Source organism: Nitrospira sp. Kam-Ns4a, from assembly GCF_965152595.1.
Map to the genome: position 1 here is coordinate 3,132,935 of NZ_OZ224218.1, position 17,891 is coordinate 3,150,825.

The following is a 17,891-nucleotide window of genomic DNA, read 5'->3' on the forward strand; positions in this document are numbered from 1 at the left end:
GACGATCCTCTGGGTCTACAGCCGGAACCGCTCTCCAAGGTAAATCGCCCGCGCCTGCGCGCTGTTGACGATGACGTCAGGCGTCCCCGCCTCCAGGATGCGCCCCTCGTTAATGATGTAGGCGCGATCGGTGATGGAGAGCGTTTCCTGGACGTTGTGGTCCGTGATCAGAATGCCGATGCGTTTCTCCCTCAAGCGCGTGATGATCCGCTGGATGTCGCCGACGGCGATCGGGTCAATCCCGGCGAACGGCTCGTCCAGCAGCAGAAACTTGGGTGCGATGACGAGCGCCCGGGTGATCTCCAGGCGCCGCCGCTCGCCCCCCGACAGCGCGTACGCCTTGCTGTGCCGGAGCGCGGTCAGGTCCAGTTCCTGGAGCAGGGCCTCCAGCCGCATGGCCCGCTCCTCCGACGGCAGATCCAGCGTCTCCAGGATCGCCAGGATGTTCTCCTCGACGGACAGGCGCCGGAACACCGACGATTCCTGCGGCAGGTAGCCGATGCCCCGCCGCGCCCGCTTGAACATGGGCAGATCGGTGATCGCCTCGCCGTCGAGCAGAATCCGGCCGGCGTCCGGCCGGCACAGCCCGACCATCATGTCGAAAATCGTCGTCTTGCCCGCGCCGTTCGGGCCCAGGAGCCCGACCACTTCCCCCGCGCCCACATCCAGGCTGACGCCCTTGACGACTTGCCGGCCCTTGAAGCTCTTCTCCAGGCCGACAGCCTGGAGCCGCGGCCCCTTGCGGGTGGCTCCGCCAGCCGCGTCGCGCACCGCTGCCGGAGTGACTGCCTCACCGGCGCGCATCAGCGACGCTGCGCCTCCTCCGGCTCGATCATGACGCGCGATCCCCCTTCGACCACGCTCCGGTCCTCAGCCAAGTACAGGGTGATCTTCTGGCCGGTCACACGCGTGCCTTTCTGCCAGGCCACCGGCTCGCCGGTCAACACGATCTTTTCCTCGTCCCCGTAGTAGACGGCCTTCTGGCAGGTGGCCGTCCCGTCGTCCTTCTCGATCCGCACGCGGCCGGTAGCTTCGATCATGCTGATCGAGCGGTTCCCCATGACCGGCAGGTCCCCGCCACCCCGCTCGCCCGGACTGGAACCCATGGATCCGGCCGGCCGACGAGTCCCCTGACCGGCCGCCTTCGCCGGAGCGTTCGCATCGTGGGACTTCGAAAAGGAGACGACCATCGTGTCCGAATGGACGACGAGGCTGCCTTTAGTCAACACCACGGATCCTTCGAAGATCGCCTTATTCTCATGGTTGCGGACCGTCATCTTCTCGGCCGTGATCGTCGTGCCGGTGGCCTCCGCCTCCCCGGCCTTGCCGAGGACCTCGCTCGCCGACGCGGCGAGCCACAGACCCGCCGCGGCCAGCCTAGCGAGCGAATTCCACGCGGACATTCTTCAGCACCGTGAACTCTTCGGCATCCAGACGTCCCACGAACCCGCGGCCCGCGACCTCCAGGCCCTGACCGACGATTCGCACCGGATCCTCGGTGCTAATTTCGTGGCGCTCATCGGCCCAGGCCAGGTGGTTGGTATAGATGGTGTACCCGCCCTCAAGCTGAACCGCGATCGGGTCTGCACGATTGACCAACACGAAATCCTTCCGCGCGGTGTCAATCGTGCCCTGGTCCCCCTGCACCTTCAGCTCCCAGCCCTTCGCCCCGTACAACGTCACCTGCACCGCTTCCAGCACGGCCCTGTGCTCGGCCTCGACGACGTGCCCGTGTTGCGCCTGGACCTCCCACTGGATGGCTCCGTTCCTGGACTGGTGGAAGGTGAACCCGTGGATGCCGGCATCGGCTGTTTCCAGCGGTCCCAGGCTGGCCGTGGCGGGCGGGGCCGTAGACTCCGCGCGAGTCACAAGGAGGTAGCCGAGGTAGGCAGCCAGCAACACACTGACGATCAGCAGGCCGCCTCTAACCCAGCTATGCCACATGAGGCGATCCAAATCCAGCAGTTAAGCGCGGAACGAGTCACCGGGCACGATAATAGCAGAAGGGCGCCGCCAAGTAAACCCGATGGTCCAGCGCGTCTGCACCGTCCTGACGCCTGAAATGCAGGAATCGCCGAAGAGTCCTGGGAGGATCGCGCGGCGCCGGCTCGTTGCAGGTCGAGCCGGCGCCGCGCACACGAGGAGGAACGGACGGGTTACGTGGCCACGGCTTCCTTGGCCCCGCTCTGAGGCTTGGCGCTCTGGACCGCTCCAGCCTGCCCGGGCTTCGGCTGCGGCGGGGTTCCCTTGGCGACCAGTTCGATCGCCACCATCGCGGCGGCATCGCCCACACGCCGCCGGGTCTTGATGATCCGCGTGTACCCGCCATTCCGATCGCGGAACCGCTCCGCTACGTCCGAGAACAGCTTGGAGACGACCGCCTTGCTCCGCAGGTATCCGAGGGCCCGCCGCCTGGCGTGCAGATCCCCCTGCTTGCCGAGCGTGATCATCCGGTCCGCGATTCCCCGCAGCTCCTTCGCCTTGGCCTCGGTGGTCTCGATCCGTTCATGCTCGAGCAGCGACGTGACGAGGCTGCGGAACAGCGCCCGGCGGTGGTTGGTGTTGCGACCAAGCTGGCGACCCTTTTTCCGATGACGCACGGCGCCCCCTCATTCACGAGTCCTGGGACGTAGTGCCGTCGCCCGGGGGCAGGTCGAGCTTCATCCCCAGGCTCAGGCCCATCTCGGCCAGGATTTCCTTAATCTCGTTGAGCGATTTCTTGCCGAAGTTCTTCGTCTTCAGCATTTCCATCTCGGTCTTCTGCACGAGGTCCGCAATCGTCTTGATGTTAGCGTTCTTCAGGCAGTTCGCCGCGCGGACGGACAGCTCCAGCTCGTTGACGCTGCGGAAGAGGTTCTTGTTGATCTCCCGTTTCTCCTCTTCCTTCCGCATCGGCGCGGTCACCTGGCCAAGATCCTCGGGCGAGATGAAGATCTCCAGGTGTTGGTGGAGGATTCCCGCGGCGGCCGAGATCGCCTCCTGCGGCGTGATGCTCCCATCGGTCCAGAGCTCCAGGGTGAGCTTGTCGTAGTCCGTCACCCGGCCGACACGGGCATTCTCCACCTGATAGTTGACTCGTTTGATCGGCGAGAAGATGGAGTCCACCGCGATGACGCCGATGGGCAGCCCCTCCTCCTTGTTCCGCTCGGCCGGCACGTAACCGCGGCCGGGCTTGACGATCATCTCCATATCCAGCGTCGCTTCCTTGTCGAGCGTGGCCAGGTGCAGGTCCGGGTTCAGGATGGTCACGTCCGCATCGTGGATGATGTCCGAGGCCTTCGCTTCGCCCGGTCCCTTCTTCCGCAACCGGATCGTCTTGGGCTTGTCGGTGTGCAGCTTCAGGCGAAGGCTCTTCACGTTGAGCAGGATCGTCGTGACGTCTTCCGTGACGCCCGGGATCGTGGAAAACTCGTGGACCACGCCTTCGATCCGCACCGTCGTGACCGCGGCTCCCGTCAGTGAGGACAGCAGGACGCGGCGTAGGGAGTTGCCGATCGTCGTGCCGAACCCCCGCTCGAACGGCTCGGCCGTGAACTTGCCGTACGTCGGGGACAGCGACTCCTTATCGGCCTCGACCCGCATCGGAATCTGGAAGTCCTTCATCGCCTTCATCATTGGTATCCCCTTGTTGGCGCCATGATCGCGCTGGCTCAGAGCGGCTCGGCCCCTACCGGGAGTACAATTCCACCACGAGCTGCTCGTTCACCGGAAGCTGGATCTCCTCCTTGGTCGGCAGGGCCCGGACTGTGCCCTGGAACGCCGCACGGTCTAGCTCCAGCCAGCCGGGAACGCCCCGGCCGTCCACGGCGTCAAGCGCCGCCTTGATCTGGAGGAGGTCCCGGCTCCGCTGCCGAATCTGGACCACGTCCCCCGGCTTGACCAGGTAACCCGGCACATCGGTCTTCCTCCCGTTGAGGAGGACGTGCCCGTGGCTGACGAGCTGGCGGGCCTCCTTGCGCGACGACGCGAATCCGAGGCGGTACACGATGTTGTCCAGCCGGCACTCGAGCAACCGCAGGAGCTGTTCGCCCGTCACCCCGCGCTTCCGCTCGGCCTTGCCAAACACACCGCGGAATTGCCGCTCCTGGAGCCCGTAGATCCGTTTCAGCTTCTGCTTCTCCCGAAGCTGCGCGCTGTATTCGGAGACGCGCTGGCGCCCCTGCCCGTGCTGGCCGGGCGGATAGCTCCGGCGCTCGATGGCACACTTCTCCGTCATGCATCGCGAGCCCTTCAGGAACAGCTTGACCCCTTCACGCCTGCACAACCGGCAGACCGGACCTCGATACCTCGCCACAGCTTCCTCCCTGACCTCCCGTGATCTGTGATGCGTGACCCGTCAGGCACGTGAGCGATCCGCTCGAGTCACCCGTCACGCGTCACGTCCAGTCACACTCTCCTCCGTTTGGGTGGGCGGCATCCGTTGTGAGGGATCGGCGTCACGTCGCGGATCAGGTTGATCCGCAGGCCCGCGGCCTGCAAGGACCGGATCGCGGACTCGCGGCCTGATCCGGGACCATTCACGTAGACGTCCACCTGCCGCATCCCGTGCTCCATGGCCTTCTTGGCGGCGGCCTCGCCGGCCCGCTGGGCCGCGAACGGGGTGCTCTTCCGCGACCCTTTGAAGCCCTGGTTCCCAGCGCTGGCCCACACCACTGTGTTGCCGCTCATGTCCGTGATCGTCACGATGGTATTGTTGAACGACGCCTGGATGTGCGCGATCCCGCTCTGGACCAGTTTCCGTTCCTTCTTCTTGCCCTTTTTGACGCTCATGCACCGCTCCTCCGCTCGCGCTCTGTCCTTCGACCGTCAGCCTCCGACGCTCAGGCTCCACTCGGCGCGCCTGTCGGCTTGCGCGCCTTGCCGATCGCCGCGCGGCGGCCCTTCCTCGTGCGAGCGTTCGTCCGCGTCCGCTGTCCCCGGACCGGCAACCCCTTGCGGTGCCGGAGCCCCCGGTACGTGCCCGTATCCACCAGCCGTTTGATGCTCATCGAGACCTCCTTTCGGAGGTCCCCCTCGACCTTATAATCCCGCTCGATGATCTCGCGAAGCTTGATGATCTCCTCCTCCGTGAGGTCCTTGACGCGGGTGGCGCCGTTCACGCCGGCCTTGCGAATGATCTGCGCCGCCGTCGCGCGGCCGATCCCGTAAATGTACGTCAGACCCACGTCCACCCGCTTTTCTCTCGGCAAGTCCACCCCGGCAATGCGTGCCATCCTTAAGACACCTCCGTGATCAGTGATGAGTGATCAGTTATGGGACAGCGAGTGAGCTGAGATGAGCACGGTCTTCCTGCTGAACCCGGCCCCCCATTACCGGGCCCCATTGCTCCGAAGAATGCAATGGCTCCCCATCACGGTCTTTAACCCTGGCGCTGTTTGTGCCGGGGATTCTCGCAGAGGACCCGCACCACACCACGGCGCCGGATCACCTTGCACTTCGAGCAGATCGGCTTGACGGACGATTTCACCTTCACGTCGAGAACCTCCGAAGGCACAAGTCCAACGTAAAAAGGCAAAAGCGTAGATGACGTTCGTTCAAACTTTTGCCTTTTACCGTTTTACTTGAACCGGTACGTGATCCGCCCCCTCGTGAGGTCGTAGGGCGACAGTTCCACGGTCACCTTATCGCCGGGGAGAATCCGGATGAAATGCATCCGCATCTTCCCGGAAATGTGCGCGAGGATCATGTGCCCGTTGTCCAGTTTGACCCGGAACATCGCGTTCGGGAGCGTCTCCGCCACCGTGCCCTGCACCTCAATGACGTCTTCTTTCGGCATCGCCCCCTTGACCTCGCCCTCTCCGCGTCCCGCCGGTCACAGTTTCGTCAGGATCCGCGGCGGCCCGCTCGGCTGGATGGCGATGGTGTGCTCGAAGTGCGCCGACCAGCTCCCATCCGTCGTCACCGCGGTCCATTGATCGTCCAGCACGCGCACGGCGCTCCCGCCCATGTTCACCATCGGCTCGAGCGCCAGGACCATGCCGGCTTGCAGACGCGGGCCTTGGCCCGGCTTCCCATAGTTCGGCACCTGGGGTTCTTCATGCAACTGGCGGCCGATCCCGTGCCCCACAAAATCCGTGACCACGGAGAAGCCGGCAGCCTCGACGTGGGACTGGATCGCGTGGCTGATGTCCGACAGCCGGTTTCCCACGACCGCCTGCTCGATGCCCTTGGAGAGCGCCTCCTCGGTCACCCGAAGGAGTTCGGCGACCCGGGGCGGGATCGGCCCGACAGCGACGGTCACGGCCGCATCTCCGTAGAACCCCTCCACGATCGCCCCCAGATCCAGCCCGACGATGTCGCCCTCTTTGAGTACCCGCTTCGACGGAATCCCGTGGACGACCTGGTCGTTGACCGACGCGCAGAGGGTCTTCGGATAATTCCGATAGCCTTTGAAGGCAGGCACGCCGCCGCGCGCCCGGAGGAACTGCTCCGCGAACCGGTCCAGGTCCTCCGTGGTGACCCCCGGCCGCACCTCGCGCTTGAGGGCCTCCAGCGTCTCGGCCACCAGCTTCGACGCGCGAGCCATGATCTCGATTTCCTCGGGCGTCTTGAGGATGATCATGCTAACCCGTGGGCGGCAAACAAGTCGAGCAGGCGCCGCTCCACCTCCTCGACGTGCCCGGCCCCGTCGAGCTCGGACAGCAGCTCCCGCTTCCGGTAATAGTCAATCAGCGGCGCCGTCTCCCGCTCGTAGACGGCAAGCCGGGCTTCCACGGTCTCCTGCCGATCGTCGCTTCGCTGCACGAGCTCGGCGCCGCACCGGTCGCAGACCCCCGCGCGCAGGGGCGGCGAGAACTCGATATGATAGACGGCCTGGCAGGCCGGGCAGCTTCGCCGACCGGTCAACCGATGGACCACCTGCGCGCGGGGGACCAGGACGTTGACCACCCGGTCCAGCCGCTGCCCCTGCGACCGCAGCAGCGCATCGAGCGCCTCGGCCTGCGCGACGGTCCGCGGAAAGCCGTCCAGCAGAAACCCGCGCGCGCAGTCCGGTTGCGCCAGCTTTTCCCGGACAATCCCGACGACGATCTCGTCGGACACCAGCTTCCCCTGGTCCATGCAGGCTTTGGCCTGGAGTCCCAGCGGGGTCTGGTTGCGGACCGCTTCCCGCAGGATGTCGCCGGTCGAAACCTTCGGGTAGCGGAACCGGCCGGCCACGCGATCGGCCTGCGTCCCCTTGCCCGCGCCCGGCGCGCCGAGAAACACGACCCGCATCAGGAGGCCTCAGCCGCTGCGCCCGCGCAGCCGCCCCTTCGCGAGGAACCCCTCGTAGTTCCGCATCAGCATGTGCGACTCGATCTGTTGGGCTGTGTCCAGCCCCACGCCAATCACGATCAGCAGCGACGTGCCCCCGAAGTAGAAGGGCACGTTCAGCTTGTAAATGAGAAACTCCGGAATCACGCAGACCACCGCCAGGTACAGTGCACCGGCGAAGGTGATCCGCGTCAGCACCTTGTAGATGTAGTCCGACGTCCGCTGGCCTGGCCGAATCCCGGGGATGAATCCCCCGTACTTCTTCATGTTGTCGGCCATATCCACCGGGTTCAGCACGACGGCCGTATAGAAGAAACAAAAGAAGATGATCAAGCCGACGTACAACAACGTATAGAGCAGCGAACCGGGCGCCAATTGGCTGCCCAGCGACTGGACCCAGGGAACCTGAATAAACCCCGCAATCGTCGCCGGAAACGCGATGATCGAGGAGGCGAAGATCGGAGGGATGACGCCGGCGGTGTTGATCTTGAGCGGGATGTGCGTGCTTTGCCCGCCGTACACCCGCCGCCCGATCACGCGCTTGGCGTACTGAACCGGAATCTTCCGCCGCCCGCTTTCCAGAAAGACGATGGCCGCCACGACGAACAGCATGACCACCGCCAGTGAGACCAACAGCAGGAAGCTCAACTGCCCCACCTGGTAGAGATCGAAGGTCTGGGCCACAGCGGCGGGAAGGCGCGCGACGATCCCGGCGAAGATGATCAGCGAGATGCCGTTGCCGATCCCCCGCTCGGTGATCTGCTCGCCGAGCCACATCAGGAAGGCGGTCCCGGCCATGAGCGTGATCACGGTCATCAGGCGGAACGGCCAGCCCGGCGAGAGCACGAAGGCCCCCTGATTCATGCCCTCAAGGCCGATCGCGATCCCGAACCCCTGAATCATGGCGATGACGATCGTCCCGTATCGCGTGTACTGGATGATCTTTTTGCGCCCCCGCTCGCCCTCCTTGGCCAGCTTCGAGAGGTGGGGGATCACCACGGTCAGTAGCTGCAGGATGATCGAGGCGCTGATGTAAGGCATGATGCCCAGCGCGAAGATCGTCAGCCGCGACAGCGAGCCGCCGGAAAAGATGTCCAGGAACCCGAGCAGCGAGCCGCCCTGCTTCTGCAGGAACGCGAACAGCTCTTCATTGTTGATCCCCGGCGTCGGAATATGGGCGCCGACGCGGTACACCGCCAGCATCGTCAAGGTGAACAGAATGCGGGTGCGGAGCTCGGGGATCCTGAAGATGTTTTGGAAGCTCGTGAAAAGACGGTCAAACACCGGCAACGACCTCGGCTTTCCCGCCAGCGGCCTGAATCTTCTCCGCGGCTGACTTGCTGAACTTGTGGGCCTGGATGACCAACGGGCGGTTCACTTCGCCTTCGCCCAGGACCTTGATCGGCCGCCGCTTGTTCTTGACCAGCCCGGCCTGCACCAGCGTCTGGGGCGTCACTTCCGTCACATCCCCCAGCGAGGCGAGTGCCTTCAGGTTGACGATCGAGTAGACCGTGCGAAAGGGATTCGCGAAGCCGTACTTGGGCACGCGCCGCACCAGCGGCATCTGGCCGCCCTCGAAGCCCGGCCCCTTGCCGCCGCCCGAGCGCGCGAGCAACCCCTTATGGCCCTTGGTCGCTGTCTTGCCGTGCCCGGACCCCGGTCCCCGGCCGATCCGCTTGGGTTTCTTCTTCGCCCCGGGCGGTGGGGCTAACTCGTGCAGTCTCATCGTGCGTTCACCTCGAGCAGGTACGAGACCTTGTTGATGAGGCCGCGGACCTGCGGCGTATCCGGGCGCGTCACCGTCGCGTTCACTTTGCGCAGGCCGAGGCTCCGCAGCACCAGCCGGTGCCGAACCGGCGTACCGATGGGGCTTCGCTTGAGCGTGATCATCAGATGCGAACCTGTGTGACCGGTGCTGGCCATGCCGCTACCCCGCCTGTTCGAACCCTGCCCGCCGAATCCGCGCCACTTCCGCGGGATCGCGGAGCTGCAAGAGCCCGTCGAGGGTCGCTCGGACGGTGTTGAAGGGATTGCCGCGCCCTAAGGTCTTGGCGATGATATTCCGCGCTCCCGCCAGCTCTACGACGGCGCGCACAGCGCCCCCGGCGATGATCCCCGTGCCGGCGGAGGCGGGCTTCAACAACACGTGCTCGCCCCCGAAGAGCCCGTGCACCTCGTGCGGGATCGTGTCGTCCTTGAGCGGGACGCGGACCAGGTGCTTCTTGGCCTGCTCGACGGCCTTCGAGATGGCGACCGGGACCTCGGCGGCCTTCCCCTTCCCGATACCGACCCAGCCCTGCCCGTCTCCGACGACGACCAGCGCGCAGAAGTTGAATCGCTTGCCGCCCTTGACGACCTTGGCGACGCGATTAATGAATACCACCTTGTCCTTCAGATTCAGCTCCTCGGGATTCACTCGCACGCTTGTCACCTCACCAGGCTGGCCGCGAACCGCATGGGATTCGTTGGCGCCGTTCCCTAGAATTGAAGCCCGCCCTCGCGCGAGGCTTCCGCCAGGGCCTTGACCCGGCCGTGATACTTGCGGCCGCCCCGATCGAAGACCACCGCCGTCACGTTGGCCGCCTTGGCGCGCTCCGCCAGCAGCTTGCCGACAGCGGCAGCCGCGGCGATAGTGCCTCCGCTCTTGAGTGCCCCTTTCAGACTGGCGTCGAGCGTCGAGGCCGATACGAGGGTCCGTCCCGTCGTGTCGTCAATGATCTGAGCATAGATATGGGACTTGCTTCGGAACACGCTGAGGCGGGGCCGAGCCGTCGTGCCGAACACCCGCTGCCGCACACGCCGTCGCCTGCGCTCGAGCTTGACCTTTTTTTCCAGAGTGTGCATGGCGCCGCTTACTTCCCGGTTTTGCCTTCCTTCTTCCGGAGCACCTCGCCCGCATAGCGGATGCCCTTCTGCTTGTACACGTCAGGCACCTTGATCGCGCGTAGGTTCGCCGCGAACTGCCCCACCGCCCGCTTATCCGCCCCCTTCAGGACGATCACGGTTTGCTTGTCCACCTTGGCCTCGATGCCCAGCGGAATCTCCACGACCACGGGATGCGTGTACCCCACATTCAGACTCAGTTGCCTGCCTTGCACCTGTGCCTTGTAGCCAACACCGGTGATCTCCAAGGTCCGCTCGTAGCCCTTGGTCACCCCGAGGATCATGTTGTTCAGCTCGGCCCGTGTCAGCCCATGCAGCGCCCGCATGGCGGCGGTGTCGCCCGACCGGGTGACCTGCACACGCCCGTCCGTCACCGTCACGGCGATGCCGGGGTTGGCCTGCCACTCCAGACACCCCAAGGGCCCCTTGACGGTGACCAGCCGATCGTTCACCTTGACTTCAACCCCTGCAGGAATGGGGATCGGTTTCCGCCCTACCCGAGACATGCGCCACCTTTAGGGCAGCTTTCGGCTTCCAGCCTTCAGCTCCAGCCCCGCGGAGCCCCGTCCAAAGCTGACGCCTGAGAGCTGCACGCTGATGTCGAAGTGCTTACCAGACGTGACAGAGGACTTCCCCACCAAGCCCGGCCCGCCTCGATTCCTGATCGGTCATCACGCCCTTGGAGGTGGACAGGATCGCCACTCCCATTCCACCGCGCACCTGGGGAATCGCCCGGCGGCCGACGTAGACGCGGCGCCCAGGCTTGCTGATGCGCCGCATACCGGTAATGATGGGCTGCCCTTCGCCAACGTACCGCAGCCGCACCAGCAGCGCGGGGTGGCCGCCCGTCTCGGTCCGCTCGTAGTCGGCGATGAACCCCTCGGCCTTCAGAATCCGGAGGACCTCGGCCTTCAGCCGGGACGCCGGGACCACAAGCGACTCGTGCCCCCGCATCGAGGCATTCTGAATCCGGACCAGTAAGTCCGCGATCGGATCGGTCACCATAGTCTCAATCCACGTGTTGAGTTTCGAATTTTGAGTGGCGGCCGCGAGCTTGTCGCAACTCACGCCGCGCAACCAAAACGCTCAAAACTGCCCTCTCGGCCCTACCAGCTCGACTTTGTCACCCCGGGAATCTCGCCGCGAAGGCTCAGAAACCGGAAACAGATGCGGCACATCCGGAACCGCCTGAGGAATCCGCGGACGCGGCCACAGAGCGGGCACCGGTTGTACCGCCGCACCTTGAATTTGGGCTCCCGTGCCGCCTTCAGCTTCAATGCCAGTCGTGCCACCGTTGCTCTCCCAGTGAAGGGCGAAGAGTCAGTAGCCAGCAGCGAATAGCTCGAAGTATTTCGCTATTTGCTTCCAGCCGTTCGCTCACGCTCTGAACGGCATCCCCAGATGCCGCAGCAGCGCCTTGCCCTCGTCGTTGGTCCGCGCCGTCGTGACGATCGTGATGTCCATCCCGTGGATCGCCTGGACGCTGTCGTACTTGATCTCCGGGAAGATCAATTGCTCCTTGAGCCCGAGCGTGTAGTTCCCGCGCCCATCAAAGGACTTGGGAGACACCCCGCGGAAGTCCCGGATTCGCGGCAAAGCCACGCTCACCAACCGGTCCAGGAACTCGTACATCCGGTCGCTCCGCAGCGTCACCTTGGCGCCGATCGGCATGCCCGCCCGCAGTTTGAACCCCGCGATGGCCTTCTTGGCCTTGGTCACCACGGGCTTCTGCCCGGAGATCAACGCCAGCTCCTGGACCGCGCTCTCAAGCACCTTCACGTTCTGGATCGCCTCGCCCATGCCGACGTTGAGCACGATCCGGTCCAGCCGGGGAACCTGCATCGGGTTTGAGTACCCGAACTCCTTCATGAGCGCCGGCACGACCTGATCCCGGTAGAGCTCCTTGAGCCGCGGGGTCACATGGGCCCCGTTGCCAGCCGGAGGCTCCGCGGGCACCTTCGGGGCGCCCTTGGCGGCGGTTCCCGCGTCCCGCTTGGACGCCGGTTTCTTCTCGGCCCCTTTCTCAGCTTTCGCCATCGCCGTTCCTCAGACCTTGTCCAGCACGTCCTGGCACTGTTTGCAGACGCGCAGCCGCCGGCCGTCCTCCGTGAGCTTGGTGCCGACACGCACGGGCTTCTGGCAGTTCGCGCAGTAGAGCATCACGTTCGAGATCGCCAGGGGCGCCTCGCGCTCCAGGATGCCCCCCTGCCGATTCTTCTGGTTGGGCTTCGTGTGCCGCTTGATGATGTTTAGCCTCTCGACGACCAGCTTGCCGTGCGCCCGATCGAGAGCCAGGACTTTCCCGGTCTTGCCCCGCTCCCGGCCGGCAATGACCATGACGGTGTCGCCCTTCTTGATTCTGCTCTTGTGGACTGTCATCTGCATGCCCGGTCTCCGCTAGCTCGTAGCGAGCCGCGAAGAGCGAATGGCATAGGCTCTGTGGCCGTTCGCTCTTCGCTGTCGGCTGTTCGCTTCATGGAGAGTTAGAGCACCTCAGGGGCCAGCGAAATGATCTTCATGAACTTCTTCCAGCGTAGCTCCCGGGCCACAGGCCCGAAAATGCGCGTGCCAATCGGCTCGCCCTGGGCGTTGATCAGCACGCAGGCGTTCCGGTCAAACTTGATGTAGGAGCCGTCCTCGCGCCGGACGCCCTTGGCGGTCCGGACGATCACCGCCTTGCTGACGTCCCCCTTCTTGACCGAGGCTTGCGGGATCGCCTCCTTCACCGCGACGACCACCACGTCGCCCAGCGAGCCGTAGCGCCGCTTCGAGCCGCCCAGCACGTGGAAGCACATGACCTGCTTCGCGCCCGAGTTGTCCGCCACGTCCATATAGGTGTAGTTCTGAATCATCGTCGTCCTGTTCGAGCGACGAGCGAGCAGCTCCTCGCCATAGGCTGCTCGCTCTATTGCTCCGGCTGACCGCGCTCCATGATCTGCACGACGCGCCAGTGTTTCTCCTTGCTGATGGGCCGGGTCTCGATCAATTTGACCCGGTCACCGATCCGGCAGGCGTTCTGCTCGTCGTGCGCCTTGAGCCTGGTCACGCGCCGAATGATCTTTCGGTAGACCGGGTGCGGCACGAACCGCTCGATCGCCACGACCACGGTCTTGTCCATCTTGTCGCTGACGACGTTGCCGAACGAGACACGCCGTCGATTCTCCCCTCCACTCATGCCATCCACCCTTTAGGGTTACCGAGCGGTTCCCGCCGCACCCGCGGCCCGCTCCCGCAGGACCGTCTTCAGGCGTGCCAGCTCGCGCCGCGTCTGGCGGATGCGCATGGGGTTCTCGATCCGCCCCGTCGCGAGCTGGAACCGGAGGTTGAAGAGCTCCTGCTTGAGCTGCCGCTCGCGTTCCTGCAGCTCCGCCGGATCGGCGTTGCGCATGTCCTTGAGTTCCATGGCTGTGTTCCTCGCCGCGCGCTAGAGCGTTCCGCGCGCGACGAACTTCGTCGCGACTGGGAGCTTGTGGGCAGCCAGCCGCAGCGCTTCCTTCGCCACCTCAGGGGTTACCCCGTCCATCTCGTAGAGGATCCGCCCTGGCTTAACGACCGCGACCCAGTACTCGGGGTTCCCCTTCCCCTTCCCCATCCGAGTCTCCGCCGGCTTCTTGGTAACGGGCTTGTCCGGGAAGATGCGCGTCCACACCTGTCCGCCGCGCTTGACGTGGCGCGTGATGGCGATCCGGGCCGCCTCGATCTGCCGGCTGGTGATCCAACCCGGCTCCAGCGCCTTCAGCCCATACTCGCCGAGCGTCACCTGGCCGCCCCGGTAGGCCTTCCCCTTCATGCGGCCCTTCTGCATCTTGCGAAATTTGACCTTCTTGGGTGCTAGCACGGTCTCTCTCCTACTCGACGACCCACGGCAAGTCCGCGTCCTACCGCCGCTCGAAGACGCCTTCGGCCTTCCGCGTCTGTTCCGGCAGGACCTCGCCCTTGTAGATCCAGGTCTTGACCCCGATCTGCCCCATCGTGGTATGGGCCTCCGCAAACCCGAAATCAATGTCGGCCCGCAGCGTGTGCAGCGGCACGCGCCCCTCCCGGTACCACTCGGTCCGCGCGATCTCTGCACCGCCCAGCCGGCCGGCGCAGTTGATTCGGATCCCCTGGGCGCCGAGCCGCAGCGCCGCGGCGACGCTCCGCTTCATCGCGCGCCGGAAGGCGACGCGCTTCTCGAGCTGCATGGCGATGTTCTCGCTCACGAGCTGGGCGTCGAGCTCAGGCTTCTTGATTTCCTTCACCGTGATATAGACCGTGTTGCCGTACTGCTTTTCGAGGGCCGCCTTGAGCTTGTCCACCTCGGCCCCCTTTCGGCCGATGATGATCCCCGGCCGGGCCGTGTGGATGATCACGCGAGTCTGGTCGCCCGACCGCTCGATCTCGACCCGCGAGACGCCGGCGTGGTAGAGCTTGTCCTTGACTGTCCGGCGGATCTTGATGTCCTCGTGGAGCAGCTTGACGAAGTCCTTTCGCGCGTACCACCGCGAGCTCCAGGTGCGGTTGTACCCGAGCCGAAACCCGACCGGATGCGTCTTCTGTCCCATAGGCTCCCTACCGTTGGTCGTCAGGCCTTGGTTGAAGGCCCCGGTTACGGCTTCGGCCGGCCTGCCGGCGCTGCCACGACCACCGTGATGTGGCTCGTGCGCTTGTGCACCGCATTCGCGCGTCCCATCGAACGGGCCCGAAACCGCTTGTAGATCGGCCCCCCATCCACATAGGCCCGTGAGACCACCATTGAGTCCGCGTCGCCCAGTTCCTTCTGCTCGGCGTTCGCGACGGCGGACCGCAACACCTTCTCGACGACCTTGGCGGCCGCCCGCGGGGTGTACCGCAGCACTGCCAAGGCCTGCGGGACCTGCCGCCCCCGAATGAGGTCCACCACGGCCCGCGCCTTCCGGGGCGCGACCCGCACGTAGCGCAGGACTGCCTTCGCCTCTGCCATCTCAACCTCGTGACGCGTGACCCATGGCGCGTGACCTGGCGGGGCTGTCCACGCTCCCCGTCACGCGCCACCCGTCACGGCTATTTCAGCGGCACCGCCTTCTCGGTCTTGGCGGCCCCGTGGCCCTTAAAGAACCGCGTCGGCGCGAACTCGCCAAGCTTGTGACCGACCATGTTCTCGGTCACGAACACGGGGATGAATTTCTTCCCGTTGTGCACCGCGAAGGTGTGGCCGATCATGTCCGGGACCACGGTCGAGCGGCGGGACCAGGTTTTGATGATCTTCCGGTCGTTGACCGCGTTCATCTGCTCGACCTTCTTGAGCAGGTGCGCGTCCACGAACGCGCCCTTGCTGACTGACCTCGGCATACGATGCTCTCGACCTCCTGCTCAACCCGGGTTAGCGCTTGCCCTTCTTGCGCCGGGCGATGATGAACTTGTCGGTGGCCTTGTTCCGTCGGGTCTTATACCCCTTGGTCGGCAGCCCCCAAGGCGAGACCGGATGGGGGTTCCCCTGGCCGGACTTGCCCTCCCCGCCGCCGTGCGGATGGTCCACCGGGTTCATGACCACCCCGCGCACATGGGGGCGCCGGCCCAGCCACCGCGAGCGCCCCGCCTTGCCGGCGGACACGTTCTCATGATCAAGGTTGCCAACCTGGCCGACGGTGGCCATGCACGCTCCAAGAATGCGCCGCATCTCCCCCGACTTCAGCCGGACCTGCACGTAGGCGCCGTCCCGGCCCATGACCTGGGCGAAGCTGCCCGCGCTCCGGATGAGCTGCCCGCCCTTGCCCGGCTTCAGCTCGAGATTGTGGATCGTCGTGCCGAGCGGCATGGTCGCGAGCGGTAGGGCGTTCCCCGGCCGGACTTCGGCGTTCGGCCCCGATTGAACCGTGTCGTTGACCGCCAGCCCCACCGGCGCAAGGATGTAGCGCTTTTCCCCGTCGGCATAGTGCAGGAGCGCAATCCGGGCCGACCGGTTCGGATCGTACTCGATCGCCGCGACCCGGGCTGGCACGCCGATCTTGTCCCGCTTGAAGTCAATCCGCCGGTACAGGCGCTTGTGGCCGCCCCCGCGGAACCGGACCGTCATGCGGCCGTCGTTGTTCCGCCCGCCGGACCGCGGATGAAACTTCGTCAGCCGCTTTTCCGGTGCCTTCTTTACCAGATCGTGGTCCACCAGCACCGTCATGGCCCGGCGTCCCGGGGAGGTGGGTCTGTATTGCTTCAGGGCCATCGTCCCTCTCTCGCCTACACGCTCTCGTAGAGTTCCAACTTCTCGCCAGCCTTCAAGGTTACGATCGCCTTTTTCCAGTCCGGCCGCTTGCCGGCGAAGCGCCCGAGCCGCTTGGTCTTGCCCATGACGTTCAGCACGTTCACGCGCTCGACGCGCACCTTCAGCGCCGCCTCGACGGCCCGCTTGATCTGGATACGGTTCGCGTCCCGCCGCACGAGGAGCCCCACCTTGTTGTGCGCCTCCCGCAAGGCGGTGATCTTCTCGGTGAGCAACGGCTGGATCAACACGTCGTAGGGGTCGGGCTTCATGACCAGATCTCCTGGATTCGGGCCAGCTCCCGCTCGGGAATCAGGATCGTCGGGTAGCGGAGAACATCATACACATTGAGGGATTCGGGATCGACCAGCTTGACGCCAGCGAGGTTCCGCGCCGCGCGCTCGAGGTCCACGCGGCTGGCCGCGGCCACGATCAGCGCGTCTCCCCGGACGCCGAGCTGGGCGAGCGTCTTCGCCAGAATCCGGGTCTTCGGCTCCGGAAGCGCCAAGTCCGAGACCACGAGGATGCCCCCGTCCGCCAACCTCGCCGACAGCGCGCTCTGGAGCGCCGCCCGGTACTTTTTCTTGGGGATGGCGTAGGCATAGCTGCGCGGTTTGGGACCGAACACCGTCCCGCCGTGCCGCCAGATCGGCGACCGGATGGAGCCAGCGCGGGCCCGCCCGGTATGCTTTTGCTTCCAGGGCTTCTTACCCGAGCCGCTGACCTCGCCGCGCGTGCGCGTGGAGGCGGTCCCCTGGCGCTCGCAGGCGCGCTGCATCACCACGGCCTCGTACACCACAGCGGGAGCCGGCGGGGCGCCGAACACGGCGTCCTTCAGCTCCACCGATCCGACCCGTTGCCTGTGCAGGTCAATGACATCCACGGTCGGCATCGCTCAGCCCTTCTTCGATTTCCGCACGACCACGAGCCCGCCGGCCGGGCCCGGCACCGCACCGCTCACGAACAGGAGGTTCTCCTCGGGCCTGGAGTCCACGACGGTCAACCGCTGAATCGTGACCCGCTCGCTCCCCATGTGCCCCGGGAGCGTCTTGTTCTTCCAGACGCGGGACGGAAAGGCGCTGCTACCGATCGAGCCGGGCGCCCGGTGGAACATCGAGCCGTGGGACTCGGGGCCACCGGCGTAATGATGGCGCTTGATGACCCCCTGGAAGCCCTTGCCCTTCGACACCCCCTCCACGTCCACGAAGTCGCCCTTGTGGAACAGGTCCGCCTTGACGACCTGACCGACCTGCGCGTCACCGAGCTTCCTGAACTCCCGCAGATAGCGCCGGGGTGGGACCCCCGCCGCCTTGAAGTGGCCGAGGACCGCCTTCGTGACCTTGCGCTCCTTCACCTCGCCCCAGGCGAGCTGCACGGCCTCGTAGCCATCCCGCTCCCGGGTTTTCACCTGCGCGACCTGGCAAGGGCCCGCCTCGATCACAGTGACGGGGATCAAGCGCCCTTCGGCGTCGTAGATCTGGGTCATCCCCAGCTTCTTGCCCAGCAACCCGTTCGTCATAGAGTCTCCGCGAAGCGTCCG

General features: G+C 65.4%; 33 protein-coding genes. All 33 read right to left on the reverse strand.

What is annotated here, in order from left to right:
• Nucleotides 1-15: 15 nt before the first annotated feature.
• Entirely contained in the window at nt 16-807 is a 792-nt protein-coding gene (lptB, locus tag ACWHYQ_RS15565) for an LPS export ABC transporter ATP-binding protein (protein WP_447975576.1), read from the reverse strand.
• Nucleotides 804-1,403 (reverse strand): LptA/OstA family protein, encoded by a 600-nt coding sequence (locus tag ACWHYQ_RS15570; RefSeq protein WP_447973033.1) that lies wholly within the window; start codon nt 1,401-1,403, stop codon nt 804-806. Before ACWHYQ_RS15570 ends, lptB begins: the two co-directional genes overlap by 4 nt.
• Complete coding sequence (gene lptC / locus ACWHYQ_RS15575) at nt 1,378-1,944, reverse strand: LPS export ABC transporter periplasmic protein LptC (RefSeq protein ID WP_447973034.1); 567 nt, start codon at nt 1,942-1,944, stop codon at nt 1,378-1,380. The genes ACWHYQ_RS15570 and lptC overlap by 26 nt, the downstream gene beginning before the upstream one ends.
• Before the next feature lie 212 nt (nt 1,945-2,156).
• The gene (gene rplQ, locus ACWHYQ_RS15580) at nt 2,157-2,600 is read right to left on the reverse strand and encodes a 50S ribosomal protein L17 (RefSeq protein ID WP_447973035.1); all 444 of its coding nucleotides are present in this window, start codon (nt 2,598-2,600) and stop codon (nt 2,157-2,159) included.
• Nucleotides 2,601-2,613: 13 nt separating this feature from the next.
• Nucleotides 2,614-3,615 carry a DNA-directed RNA polymerase subunit alpha gene (locus ACWHYQ_RS15585; protein WP_447973036.1) on the reverse strand — a complete coding sequence of 334 codons (1,002 nt, stop codon included), beginning with the start codon at nt 3,613-3,615 and terminating at the stop codon, nt 2,614-2,616.
• A 52-nt stretch (nt 3,616-3,667) separates the two neighbouring features.
• Entirely contained in the window at nt 3,668-4,294 is a 627-nt protein-coding gene (rpsD, locus tag ACWHYQ_RS15590) for a 30S ribosomal protein S4 (RefSeq protein ID WP_447973037.1), read from the reverse strand.
• Between the two features lie 92 nt (nt 4,295-4,386).
• Nucleotides 4,387-4,770, reverse strand: coding sequence for a 30S ribosomal protein S11 (gene rpsK, locus ACWHYQ_RS15595; protein ID WP_447973038.1), 384 nt, complete (start codon nt 4,768-4,770; stop codon nt 4,387-4,389).
• 50 nt (nt 4,771-4,820) lie between these two features.
• Nucleotides 4,821-5,213: a 30S ribosomal protein S13 gene (gene rpsM, locus ACWHYQ_RS15600; protein WP_447973039.1), complete on the reverse strand. Its 393-nt coding sequence runs from the start codon at nt 5,211-5,213 to the stop codon at nt 4,821-4,823.
• 146 nt (nt 5,214-5,359) lie between these two features.
• Entirely contained in the window at nt 5,360-5,473 is a 114-nt protein-coding gene (gene rpmJ / locus ACWHYQ_RS15605) for a 50S ribosomal protein L36 (RefSeq protein ID WP_447973040.1), read from the reverse strand.
• 84 nt (nt 5,474-5,557) lie between these two features.
• Nucleotides 5,558-5,776 carry a translation initiation factor IF-1 gene (infA, locus tag ACWHYQ_RS15610; RefSeq protein WP_447973041.1) on the reverse strand — a complete coding sequence of 73 codons (219 nt, stop codon included), beginning with the start codon at nt 5,774-5,776 and terminating at the stop codon, nt 5,558-5,560.
• Between the two features lie 36 nt (nt 5,777-5,812).
• On the reverse strand, nt 5,813-6,562 hold the full coding sequence (map, locus tag ACWHYQ_RS15615; protein WP_447973042.1) for a type I methionyl aminopeptidase: 750 nt from the start codon (nt 6,560-6,562) through the stop codon (nt 5,813-5,815).
• Entirely contained in the window at nt 6,559-7,215 is a 657-nt protein-coding gene (locus ACWHYQ_RS15620) for an adenylate kinase (RefSeq protein WP_447973043.1), read from the reverse strand. The genes map and ACWHYQ_RS15620 overlap by 4 nt, the downstream gene beginning before the upstream one ends.
• A 9-nt stretch (nt 7,216-7,224) precedes the next feature.
• A complete protein-coding gene (gene secY / locus ACWHYQ_RS15625) occupies nt 7,225-8,538 on the reverse strand; it encodes a preprotein translocase subunit SecY (protein ID WP_447973044.1) in 1,314 nt (437 codons plus the stop codon).
• Entirely contained in the window at nt 8,531-8,980 is a 450-nt protein-coding gene (gene rplO / locus ACWHYQ_RS15630) for a 50S ribosomal protein L15 (protein ID WP_447973045.1), read from the reverse strand. Before rplO ends, secY begins: the two co-directional genes overlap by 8 nt.
• On the reverse strand, nt 8,977-9,144 hold the full coding sequence (gene rpmD / locus ACWHYQ_RS15635) for a 50S ribosomal protein L30 (RefSeq protein WP_447973046.1): 168 nt from the start codon (nt 9,142-9,144) through the stop codon (nt 8,977-8,979). Before rpmD ends, rplO begins: the two co-directional genes overlap by 4 nt.
• Nucleotides 9,145-9,181: 37 nt before the next feature.
• Nucleotides 9,182-9,676 carry a 30S ribosomal protein S5 gene (rpsE, locus tag ACWHYQ_RS15640; RefSeq protein ID WP_447973047.1) on the reverse strand — a complete coding sequence of 165 codons (495 nt, stop codon included), beginning with the start codon at nt 9,674-9,676 and terminating at the stop codon, nt 9,182-9,184.
• A gap of 56 nt (nt 9,677-9,732) precedes the next feature.
• A complete protein-coding gene (rplR, locus tag ACWHYQ_RS15645) occupies nt 9,733-10,098 on the reverse strand; it encodes a 50S ribosomal protein L18 (protein WP_447973048.1) in 366 nt (121 codons plus the stop codon).
• Nucleotides 10,099-10,106: 8 nt separating this feature from the next.
• A complete protein-coding gene (gene rplF, locus ACWHYQ_RS15650; RefSeq protein WP_447973049.1) occupies nt 10,107-10,643 on the reverse strand; it encodes a 50S ribosomal protein L6 in 537 nt (178 codons plus the stop codon).
• 103 nt (nt 10,644-10,746) lie between these two features.
• Nucleotides 10,747-11,142, reverse strand: coding sequence for a 30S ribosomal protein S8 (rpsH, locus tag ACWHYQ_RS15655; protein ID WP_447973050.1), 396 nt, complete (start codon nt 11,140-11,142; stop codon nt 10,747-10,749).
• A gap of 101 nt (nt 11,143-11,243) precedes the next feature.
• Nucleotides 11,244-11,429: a type Z 30S ribosomal protein S14 gene (locus ACWHYQ_RS15660; RefSeq protein ID WP_447973051.1), complete on the reverse strand. Its 186-nt coding sequence runs from the start codon at nt 11,427-11,429 to the stop codon at nt 11,244-11,246.
• Nucleotides 11,430-11,514: 85 nt separating this feature from the next.
• Nucleotides 11,515-12,057 carry a 50S ribosomal protein L5 gene (rplE, locus tag ACWHYQ_RS15665; RefSeq protein ID WP_447975577.1) on the reverse strand — a complete coding sequence of 181 codons (543 nt, stop codon included), beginning with the start codon at nt 12,055-12,057 and terminating at the stop codon, nt 11,515-11,517.
• Between the two features lie 126 nt (nt 12,058-12,183).
• On the reverse strand, nt 12,184-12,522 hold the full coding sequence (gene rplX, locus ACWHYQ_RS15670) for a 50S ribosomal protein L24 (protein ID WP_447973052.1): 339 nt from the start codon (nt 12,520-12,522) through the stop codon (nt 12,184-12,186).
• A 98-nt stretch (nt 12,523-12,620) separates the two neighbouring features.
• The gene (gene rplN, locus ACWHYQ_RS15675; protein WP_447973053.1) at nt 12,621-12,989 is read right to left on the reverse strand and encodes a 50S ribosomal protein L14; all 369 of its coding nucleotides are present in this window, start codon (nt 12,987-12,989) and stop codon (nt 12,621-12,623) included.
• A gap of 53 nt (nt 12,990-13,042) precedes the next feature.
• Nucleotides 13,043-13,312, reverse strand: coding sequence for a 30S ribosomal protein S17 (gene rpsQ / locus ACWHYQ_RS15680; protein WP_447973054.1), 270 nt, complete (start codon nt 13,310-13,312; stop codon nt 13,043-13,045).
• A gap of 18 nt (nt 13,313-13,330) precedes the next feature.
• Nucleotides 13,331-13,540: a 50S ribosomal protein L29 gene (rpmC, locus tag ACWHYQ_RS15685; protein ID WP_447973055.1), complete on the reverse strand. Its 210-nt coding sequence runs from the start codon at nt 13,538-13,540 to the stop codon at nt 13,331-13,333.
• A 21-nt stretch (nt 13,541-13,561) separates the two neighbouring features.
• A complete protein-coding gene (gene rplP / locus ACWHYQ_RS15690) occupies nt 13,562-13,975 on the reverse strand; it encodes a 50S ribosomal protein L16 (protein ID WP_447973056.1) in 414 nt (137 codons plus the stop codon).
• A 40-nt stretch (nt 13,976-14,015) separates the two neighbouring features.
• Nucleotides 14,016-14,681 (reverse strand): 30S ribosomal protein S3, encoded by a 666-nt coding sequence (gene rpsC, locus ACWHYQ_RS15695; protein ID WP_447973057.1) that lies wholly within the window; start codon nt 14,679-14,681, stop codon nt 14,016-14,018.
• A 44-nt stretch (nt 14,682-14,725) separates the two neighbouring features.
• Nucleotides 14,726-15,079, reverse strand: a complete 354-nt coding sequence (gene rplV / locus ACWHYQ_RS15700) for a 50S ribosomal protein L22 (RefSeq protein WP_447973058.1) — start codon at nt 15,077-15,079, stop codon at nt 14,726-14,728.
• A gap of 80 nt (nt 15,080-15,159) precedes the next feature.
• Complete coding sequence (gene rpsS, locus ACWHYQ_RS15705) at nt 15,160-15,447, reverse strand: 30S ribosomal protein S19 (protein ID WP_447973059.1); 288 nt, start codon at nt 15,445-15,447, stop codon at nt 15,160-15,162.
• 31 nt (nt 15,448-15,478) lie between these two features.
• A complete protein-coding gene (rplB, locus tag ACWHYQ_RS15710) occupies nt 15,479-16,315 on the reverse strand; it encodes a 50S ribosomal protein L2 (RefSeq protein ID WP_447973060.1) in 837 nt (278 codons plus the stop codon).
• A 14-nt stretch (nt 16,316-16,329) separates the two neighbouring features.
• Nucleotides 16,330-16,623 carry a 50S ribosomal protein L23 gene (locus ACWHYQ_RS15715; protein ID WP_447973061.1) on the reverse strand — a complete coding sequence of 98 codons (294 nt, stop codon included), beginning with the start codon at nt 16,621-16,623 and terminating at the stop codon, nt 16,330-16,332.
• Nucleotides 16,620-17,243 (reverse strand): 50S ribosomal protein L4, encoded by a 624-nt coding sequence (gene rplD, locus ACWHYQ_RS15720; RefSeq protein ID WP_447973062.1) that lies wholly within the window; start codon nt 17,241-17,243, stop codon nt 16,620-16,622. The genes ACWHYQ_RS15715 and rplD overlap by 4 nt, the downstream gene beginning before the upstream one ends.
• Nucleotides 17,244-17,246: 3 nt before the next feature.
• Nucleotides 17,247-17,870 (reverse strand): 50S ribosomal protein L3, encoded by a 624-nt coding sequence (gene rplC, locus ACWHYQ_RS15725; RefSeq protein ID WP_447973063.1) that lies wholly within the window; start codon nt 17,868-17,870, stop codon nt 17,247-17,249.
• Nucleotides 17,871-17,891: the final 21 nt, after the last annotated feature.